7 protein-coding genes are annotated in these 8,021 nt (G+C 67.5%); 4 read left to right on the forward strand and 3 right to left on the reverse strand.

All coding sequences use genetic code 11. The annotated features are described in order from the left end of the window. The first annotated feature begins 17 nt into the window (after positions 1 to 17). Positions 18 to 2,426: a protein kinase gene (locus tag KBI44_16115; GenBank protein ID MBP9146003.1), complete on the forward strand. Its 2,409-nt coding sequence runs from the start codon at positions 18 to 20 to the stop codon at positions 2,424 to 2,426. On the opposite strand, the gene KBI44_16120 is transcribed toward KBI44_16115, so the two are convergent. After that, entirely contained in the window at positions 2,423 to 2,635 is a 213-nt protein-coding gene (locus KBI44_16120) for a hypothetical protein (GenBank protein MBP9146004.1), read from the reverse strand. The genes KBI44_16115 and KBI44_16120 overlap by 4 nt on opposite strands. A 62-nt stretch (positions 2,636 to 2,697) precedes the next feature. Between KBI44_16120 and KBI44_16125 the strand changes: the two genes are divergently transcribed. Both KBI44_16125 and KBI44_16130 read left to right on the forward strand, forming a co-directional pair. After that, a complete protein-coding gene (locus KBI44_16125) occupies positions 2,698 to 3,489 on the forward strand; it encodes a hypothetical protein (protein ID MBP9146005.1) in 792 nt (263 codons plus the stop codon). Positions 3,490 to 3,573: 84 nt separating this feature from the next. After that, positions 3,574 to 5,994 (forward strand): protein kinase, encoded by a 2,421-nt coding sequence (locus tag KBI44_16130; protein MBP9146006.1) that lies wholly within the window; start codon positions 3,574 to 3,576, stop codon positions 5,992 to 5,994. Positions 5,995 to 6,023: 29 nt separating this feature from the next. On the opposite strand, the gene KBI44_16135 is transcribed toward KBI44_16130, so the two are convergent. Next, positions 6,024 to 6,449, reverse strand: a complete 426-nt coding sequence (locus KBI44_16135; protein ID MBP9146007.1) for a hypothetical protein — start codon at positions 6,447 to 6,449, stop codon at positions 6,024 to 6,026. Here KBI44_16135 and KBI44_16140 point away from each other — a divergent pair. Beyond that, a complete protein-coding gene (locus KBI44_16140; GenBank protein ID MBP9146008.1) occupies positions 6,448 to 7,278 on the forward strand; it encodes a hypothetical protein in 831 nt (276 codons plus the stop codon). The two genes, KBI44_16135 and KBI44_16140, sit on opposite strands and share 2 nt — an antisense overlap. 123 nt (positions 7,279 to 7,401) lie before the next feature. On the opposite strand, the gene KBI44_16145 is transcribed toward KBI44_16140, so the two are convergent. Next, positions 7,402 to 8,021 (reverse strand): deoxynucleoside kinase (locus KBI44_16145; GenBank protein MBP9146009.1); only part of this gene is annotated, 620 nt, incomplete at its 5' end.

Raw genomic sequence — 8,021 nt, forward strand, 5'->3', positions numbered from 1 at the left:
TCGATAGACTGCAGAGCATGATCGGCAGCAGGCTGGCGCACTATCGGATCCTCGAGAAGTTGGGCGAGGGCGGCATGGGGATCGTCTTCCTCGCCGAGGACGAGCGCCTGCATCGCAAGGTTGCGCTCAAGACCCTGCCGCCCGCCCTCGCCGAGGATCCGCAGCGGCTCGCCCGCTTCGAGCGCGAGGTGAAGACCGTCGCGGCCCTGAATCACCCGAACATCGTCACCATCTACTCGGTCGAAGAGGCCGACGGCAAGCGCTTCTTCACGATGGAGCACGTCGAAGGCAAGACCCTCTCGCAGCTCATTCCGCTGGGCGGTCTGCCGCTCAAGGAGTTCCTGAAGATCGCCGTGCCGCTCGCCGACGCCCTCGCCGCGGCCCACGCCAAGGGGATCCAGCACCGCGATCTCAAACCCGGCAACGTCATGGTCAACAGCGACGGCCGGGTGAAGGTCCTCGACTTCGGCCTCGCCAAGCTCCGCGAGCACGACGGAACCGAGGCGATGGGCTTCCATCCCCAGACCTCCCTCACCCAGGAGGGCCTGGCGATCGGCACCCTCGCCTACATGGCCCCCGAGCAGCTGCGCATGCTTCCGACCGATCCCCGCGCCGATATCTTCTCGCTCGGCGTCGTGCTCTACGAGATGGCGACCGGTCACTGTCCGTTCCGCGGCCAGTCGACGGCCGAGGTCATCTCGGCGATCCTCCGCGATACGCCGCCGCGCGCCTTCGAGCAGAACGACGTCATCCCGCCGGAGGTCGACGCCATCCTGCGCCGCTGCCTCGAGAAGGAGCCCGCGAAGCGGTTCGGCTCGGCGGTCGAGGTGCGCGACGACCTCGCCGAGGTGGCACGCGCGGTCGACCTCGGACAGCCCGCGAGTCGCGTCACGCGGTCCCCGAGCACCCCGGTCCGGATCGCGACCTCGCGCTACGCGCGCTTCGCCGCCGCGGCGCTCGCCATCGTGCTGCTCGGTGCCGGCGTCTTCGCCTGGCGCACGCGGGTGCCGGCGGCCTCTGCGGCGGGCACCGCCTCGCCGATCGCCGCGCAGCTGCCCTCGTTGGTGGTCCTGCCGCTCTCCAACTTCTCGGACGAGCCGGAGTACTTCGTCGACGGCATGACCGACGCCCTGATCTCGGCCCTCGCCCGCATCGAGGGCGTGCGCGTCATCTCGCGCCAGTCGGCGATGCACTACAAGGGCTCGACGAAGCTCCTGCCGCAGATCGCCCGCGAGCTGGGCGTCGACTTCGTCGTCGAAGGCTCGGTCGCCCGGGTGGGTGAAACCGTCCGCCTGAACACCCAGGTCATCCAGGCCGATCCCGAGGCCACCCTCTGGTCCGAGAGTTTCGAACGCGCCGCCGCGGACGTTCTCGCCCTCCAGAACACCTTTGCCAGCGCGATCGCGTCGGCGATCCATGTGCAAGTGTCGCCCGTCGAGCAGAGCCGACTCGCCGCGACGAAGTCGATCGATCCAGATGCTTACGAGGCCTATCTGCAGGGCCGCTACTATGGCAATCAGTTCAGCGAAGAGGCCCTGCGCAAGGCCCAGGGTTATTTCGAACGAGCGGTGGCGAAGGATCCTTCGTTCGCCCCGGCCTGGGTAGGTCTCGCAGACACGTTGATGATGCTCGGTTCCTTCCACTCCGACGAGCGCGACGCGATCGACAACGCCGGCGCGGCCGCCAGCAAAGCGGTCATGCTCGATCCGAACCTCGCCGATGGCCACGCGGCGCTGAGTGAGGTCTCCATGAACCGGCTCGATTGGGCGGCCGCGGAGAGGCAGATTTCACGAGCGCTCGAGCTCAATCCGAACTCCGCGCTGGCGCGACGGCGCCACTGGATGCTGCTCTCGTGTCTGCTCCGGCTCGACGAAAGCCAAGGCGAAGCCGAGGCCGCCATGCGGCTCGATCCGTTGTCCGCGAAGGTGGCCGCCGACCTTGGTATTCAGCATCTCTTCCGGGGAGACCATGCGGGCGCCGTTCGGGCCCTGCACTCGGCCCTCGAACTCGACAAGGACTACAACCTCGCGCACGTCTATCTCTGGATGACCTACCACGAGATGGGCCAGGACCCGCAGCGCGGCGACGAGCTCCGGTACTATCTCGCCGACCTCGGGGAGCCGAAGCTCTTGCCGCAGTACGACGAGCGCCTCCGCGCGTCCGGATACGCCTCGGCGCTGCGCTGGGTCGCTCTGGAGCTCGATCGGCAGGCGGTCGATCGACCCTATGCCGCGGGAGTGGTCGCCGGACTTCTGGCCGCAGCCGGCGAAAAGGACAAGGCGATAGCTTGGTTGGAGAAGGGGGTCAACCGCAGGAGCTGGGAAATGGCATGGCTCGCGGTTTCTCCCGACTACAAGCCGCTGCGCGACATGCCCGAGTTCCGCGGCTTCCTGCGAAAGCTCGGGCTGCCGACGACCGAAGGCTAGAAGGTAACTTTGATCGCGCTGGCCTTCGCGTACTCGTCGCCGAGATACTTGCGAATGCCATCGACATCGCCGGCGCGAACGAGATTCTGTTCATTCGCATCCAACCCGGCTTCGCTCATGACCTTGTCCTTGTTGGCCTTGAAGGCCGCCTGAAGATCCGCGTGCTTGGACAGGGCGACGAGAAACGAGTGCAGGTCCTGAAGCGCCATGTGTCACCCCCTTCACAACTAAACTGTTGAATTGTTCACGAGCCTAGCATGAGGAGTCCTGGATGAAGAACGGCTCTTTGGTCGTCGTCGGTACCGGCTTCTCCATCGCCGGGCAGGTCACCCAGGAGGCGCTCTCGCACATGTCGCATGCCGAGCGCCTCCTCTACCTCGTGACCGATATCGCCACCAAGGAGTGGCTCGAAAGTCTCAATCCGAATACCGAATCTCTCTACGACAGCTATCGGGTCGGGCGTCCGCGGGAAGAAACCTATGCCGAGATGAGCGAGCGGATTCTCCGTTGCGTGCGCTCCGGCGAGCGCGTGGTCGCGGCTTTCTATGGCCACCCCGGAGTCTTCGTCGCTCCGTCCCATCTCGCGATCGCAGGCGCCCGCGCTGAGGGCTTCGACGCCCGGATGCTCCCGGGGATCTCGGCGGAGGACTGCCTCTTCGCGGACGTCGGTTTCGATCCGGGGGATCGTGGGTGTCAGAGCTTCGAGGCTACCGACTTCCTGCTGCGCCGTCGGATCTTTGACCCGACCTCGGCGCTGGTGCTCTGGCAGGTGGGCGTCATCGGCGTCCGCGATTATCAGAAAAGCGACCTGTGGGGACCGCGAGGACTCGCGGTCCTGCAACGCCGGCTGCTCGACACCTACCCACCGGAGCACCCGGCGATCGTCTACGAGGCGGCGCAGTATCCGATCTGTCCCTCGCTCATCCATTCCACGCCGCTCGCCGCGCTCACCGAGGCGCCGGTCACCGTCCGCTCGACCCTCTACGTTCCGCCCCTCCCCGATCGCGCCACCGACGCGGGCGTCCGCCTCGAGCTCGGCCTGGAAGCGGAGTCGGGCGGCTGAGCGCAGTCCGATACCCACTAGACTTCGTGGAGCGACGGTTGAGCGGGGGCGCTCCGGGACCTCGCAGCCGATAGACTCCGCGGCGTGATCGGCAGCAGGCTTTCGCACTATCGAATCCTCGAGAAGTTGGGCGAGGGCGGCATGGGGATCGTCTTCCTCGCCGAGGACGAGCGCCTGCATCGCAAGGTCGCGCTCAAAACCCTGCCGCCGGCCCTTGCCGAGGATCCGCAGCGCCTCGCCCGCTTCGAGCGCGAAGTGAAGACGGTTGCGGCCCTGAATCACCCCAACATCGTCACCATCTATTCGGTCGAAGAGGCCGACGGCAAGCGCTTCTTCACCATGGAGCACGTCGAAGGCAAGACTCTCTCGCAGCTCATCCCGCCGGGAGGCCTGCCGCTCAAGGAGTTCCTGAGGATCGCCGTGCCGCTCGCCGACGCCCTGGCTGCGGCGCATGCCAAGGGGATCCAGCACCGCGATCTCAAGCCCGGCAACGTCATGGTCAACAGCGACGGCCGGGTCAAGGTCCTCGACTTCGGTCTCGCCAAGCTCCGCGAGCACGAGACCACCGATGCCATGGGCTTCCATCCCCAGACCACCCTCACCCAGGAGGGATTGGCGATCGGCACCCTCGCCTACATGGCGCCCGAACAGCTGCGCATGCTCGCGACCGACCATCGCGCCGATCTCTTCTCGCTCGGCGTGGTGCTCTACGAGATGGCGACCGGCAGCTGTCCGTTCCGTGGCCAGTCGACCGCCGAGGTGATTTCGGCGATCCTCCGCGACACGCCGCCGCGCACCTACGAGCAGAACGAGCTCATCCCGCCGGAGATCGACACCGTCTTACGCCGCTGCCTCGAGAAGGAGCCCGCGAAGCGGTTCGCCTCGGCGGTCGAGGTGCGCGACGCCCTGGCCGAAGTCGCCCACTCCGTCGACCTCGGAAGGACCAGGAGCCGCATCTCGAAGCCCGAGAGCGGCGCCGTCCAGATCGTCAAGTCACGCTACGCGCGTTTCGCCGCCGCCGCCCTTGCCATTGTGCTTCTCGGTGCTGGCCTCTTCGCCTGGCGCATGCGGTCGCACCCGTCCTCGGGCGGCCGCAGTTTCGAGCCCGCTGCGCCAGCCGCCGCGCGCGTCCCTTCGCTCGTCGTGCTGCCGCTGTCGAACTTCTCGGACGAGCCGGACTATTTCGTCGATGGCATGACCGACGCGCTCATCTCCTCGCTGGCGCGGATCCGCGGCCTGCGGGTCATCTCCCGGCAGTCGGCGATGCATTACAAGGCGTCGAAGAAGCTCCTGCCTCAGATCGCCAGGGAGTTGCGCGTCGACTACGTCGTCGAAGGCTCCGTCGCCCGTCTCGCCGACCGGGTGCGCCTGACCGCCCAGATCATCCAGGCCGACCCCGAGACCACCCTGTGGTCCGAGAGTTTCGAACGGCCCGACGACGACGTGCTCATCCTGCAGAACAGCTTCGCCAGCGCCATCGCCGGCGCCATCCACGTCGAGCTCTCGCCGGTCGAGGAGAGCCGCATGGCGGCGGCGCGGAAGGTCGATCCGGAGGTCTACCAGGAGTATCTCCAGGGCCGCTTCTTCGTCGACCAGGGGCGGCCGGAGTCGATCGAGAAGGCGCGGCTCGCCTTCGAGAAGGCGATCGCGCTCGATCCGACCTTCGCTCCGGCGCACGCCGGACTCGCGGACGTCTACGGCTGGCAGGCCTATCTCTACGCCGAACCGTTCCTCTACGCCGCGAAGACCGAGGCCGCGGCACGCCGCGCCATCGAGCTCGATCCGGGGCTCGCCATTCCGCACGCGCTCCTGGGCGACGTCCTGCGCTACTACAAGTGGGACTGGGCGAGCGCCGAGGCTTCCTATCGCCGCGCTCTCGACCTCGACCCGAGCGAACCGCTGGTGCGGCGTTACTACTGGGGCCTGCTCTGCACTCTCGGGCGGTTCGCGGAGGCGCGCACGCAGATCGAGGCGGCGATACGCTTCGATCCGCTCTCTGCCGCCTCGTTCGCCGACCTCGCCTATCTCGAGCTCTTCGAAGGTCGTGACGACCTCGCGGAGCGCCACTTCCGCCGCGCGCTCGAGCTCGGGCCCGGCCTCCATTGGGCCTACTCCGGCCTGTGGATCCTCCACGGCCGCGCCGGACGGGAGACCGAGCAGATCGCGGCGCTGCGCGGCTGGCTCGCCGGGCTCGGGCAGACGGAGCTGCTCACGGCGTTCGACGCCCTACCGGCCGGGACGTCGCACCGCGAGATCGCCCGCACGGTGGGGCTCCTGGCCGAAGAGCTCTCCCATACCCGCCGGATTCCGATCGGCATCGGCGTCTCGATCCTCGCCGGGGCCGGTGAGCTCGACCGCGCCGAGCGCTGGCTGGTGCGCGCCTTCGAGGCACGCGATCCGGAGCTCGTCTGGCTGGCGATGGATCCGGCCTGGGAGCCCCTGCGCAAGCGCCCGCGCATCGTCAGCATGCTCGCCGAGATGCGACTCCCGGGGCCGGGCGCGTGATCGGCGCCCGGAAGTTCCTGGCGGCCTCCCTACTTCGCGGTCTTGGCCTTGATGGCTGCCGTCTTCGCCTTGATCGCTGCGGTCTTCGCCTTGATCGCGGCGGTCTTCGCCTTGATGGGCGCGGTCTTGGCTTTGATCGCCGCGGTCTTCGCCTTGATCGGCGCGGTCTTCGCCTTGATCGCCGCGGTCTTCGCCTTGATCGGCGCGGTCTTGGCCTTGATCGCCGCGGTCTTCGCCTTGATGGCAACCGCTTTCGCTTTGATCGCGGCGCGGTCGGAGTCGGTCCCGAGGTAGGCGCGGATCTTCGCATCGCTCCCCGAGAGCAGGAGCTCGCGCTCCGCCGGAGTGATTCCCGAGGCCGAAAGCGTCGCTGCGGGACTCTTCCGGAGCTGCTCGAGGTACGCCGGATCGCCGGACAAACGGACCAGGAGCCGCACGACATTCTTCTTCGACATGACCCATCCCCCTAGAGTTCGGCGCAGTCTACCCTCGCCCACGGGTCCGCGCACCCGCGGCTCGCTCCTGGTCGTCGGCGTCGGCCTCGCGGGTCCGGCGCACGTCACGCGCGAAACGCTCGGCGCGATTCGCGCCGCCGAGCGGCATTTTGTTCTCGTCGCCGACCTTCTCACCCTCGAGTGGCTGCTCGAGCTCGCTCCCGGCGCCGAGAATCTCGTCGACTCCTACGGCGTCGGCAAGTCGCGCGACGACACCTACGAGGAGATCGTCGAGCGGATGCTCGTACCCGTCCGTCGCGGGCGGCGGGTGTGCGCGATCTTCTACGGCCATCCGGGAGTGTTCGCGAACTCGCCGCACGAGGCGATCCGGCGCGCCCGCCGCGAGGGCTACGCGGCGCGGATGCTCCCTGGCGTCTCGGCGCTCGACTGCCTGTTCGCGGATCTCGGTCTCGATCCCGGCGAGGTCGGCTGCCAGGAGCACGAGGCCACCGACTTCCTGCTCCGCAGGCGGCGCTTCGATCCCTGCTCCGGGCTCGTCCTCTGGCAGATCGGAGTCGTCGGCGTCGCCGACTTCCGCGAGGAGGCGCTGTGGAGCCGTGAGGGCCTGGGCGTCCTCGCCGAGCGCCTGCTCGAGACCTACCCGGCCGATCACGGGGTGGTGGTCTACGAAGCGACGACGCTGCCGGTGGTGCCGCCCAAGATCCTCCACCTGCCGCTCTCGGCGCTCGCCCTGGCCGACGTCACCGCGATCTCGACGCTCTACGTGCCGCCGCTCCCCGATCGGGACACCGACATGGTCATGCTGCGGCGGCTCGGCTTCGACAGCTGATACCTCCCGCATCACCCCTACGGGAGTGCGTGCCCAGAAGGTTCCAGGGTTGTGCAGATTGCATTTCAGAAGTTCAATCTGCCCACCGCGACGGTCGATCGCGGGTTCGACCGCGGACCCCGGCTAGCGCTTGCGGGCGGGGACGAAGTATTCGGTGCCGCGAATCGGGCGCAGGAGCTGCTGGACGAGCTCTTCGAAGTCGCTCTTGCTGCCGGGGAAGTCGAGGTTGCGGGTGTCCACAACCAGGAGCGGCGAGCGGTTGTAGTAGTGGAAGTAGTGGTTGTAGGCGTCGATCAGCTCGGCCATGTACTCGTCCGAGATCTCCTTCTCGAAGCTCCGGGCGCGCTTGCGGATACGCGCCATGCAGGTGTCGACGTCGGCGGTGAGGTAGAGCACGAGGTCGGGCACCGGCACCTGCGGCTCGAGCGTGGTGTAGAGCCGGTCGTAGATCGCTAGCTCTTCGTCCGAGAGCGTGAGATAGGCGAAGATGCGGTCCTTCTGAAAGGTGTAGTCCGAGATCACCAGGCGCTGGAAGAGCTCCTGCTGCACGACCTCGTGCTGCTGCTTGTAACGCGACAGCAGGAAGTACATCTGGGTCTGGAAGGCCGCCCCCGGCCGATCGCGATAGAAGTCGGGCAGGAACGGGTTCTCGACGTCCTCGAGAACCTTGACGGCCTCGAAACGGCGGACCAGCTTGTCGACCAATACGGTCTTGCCGACCCCGATGGGGCCGTCGACCGCGA

Source organism: Thermoanaerobaculia bacterium (genome assembly GCA_018057705.1).
Lineage (GTDB): Bacteria > Acidobacteriota > Thermoanaerobaculia > Multivoradales > JAGPDF01 > JAGPDF01.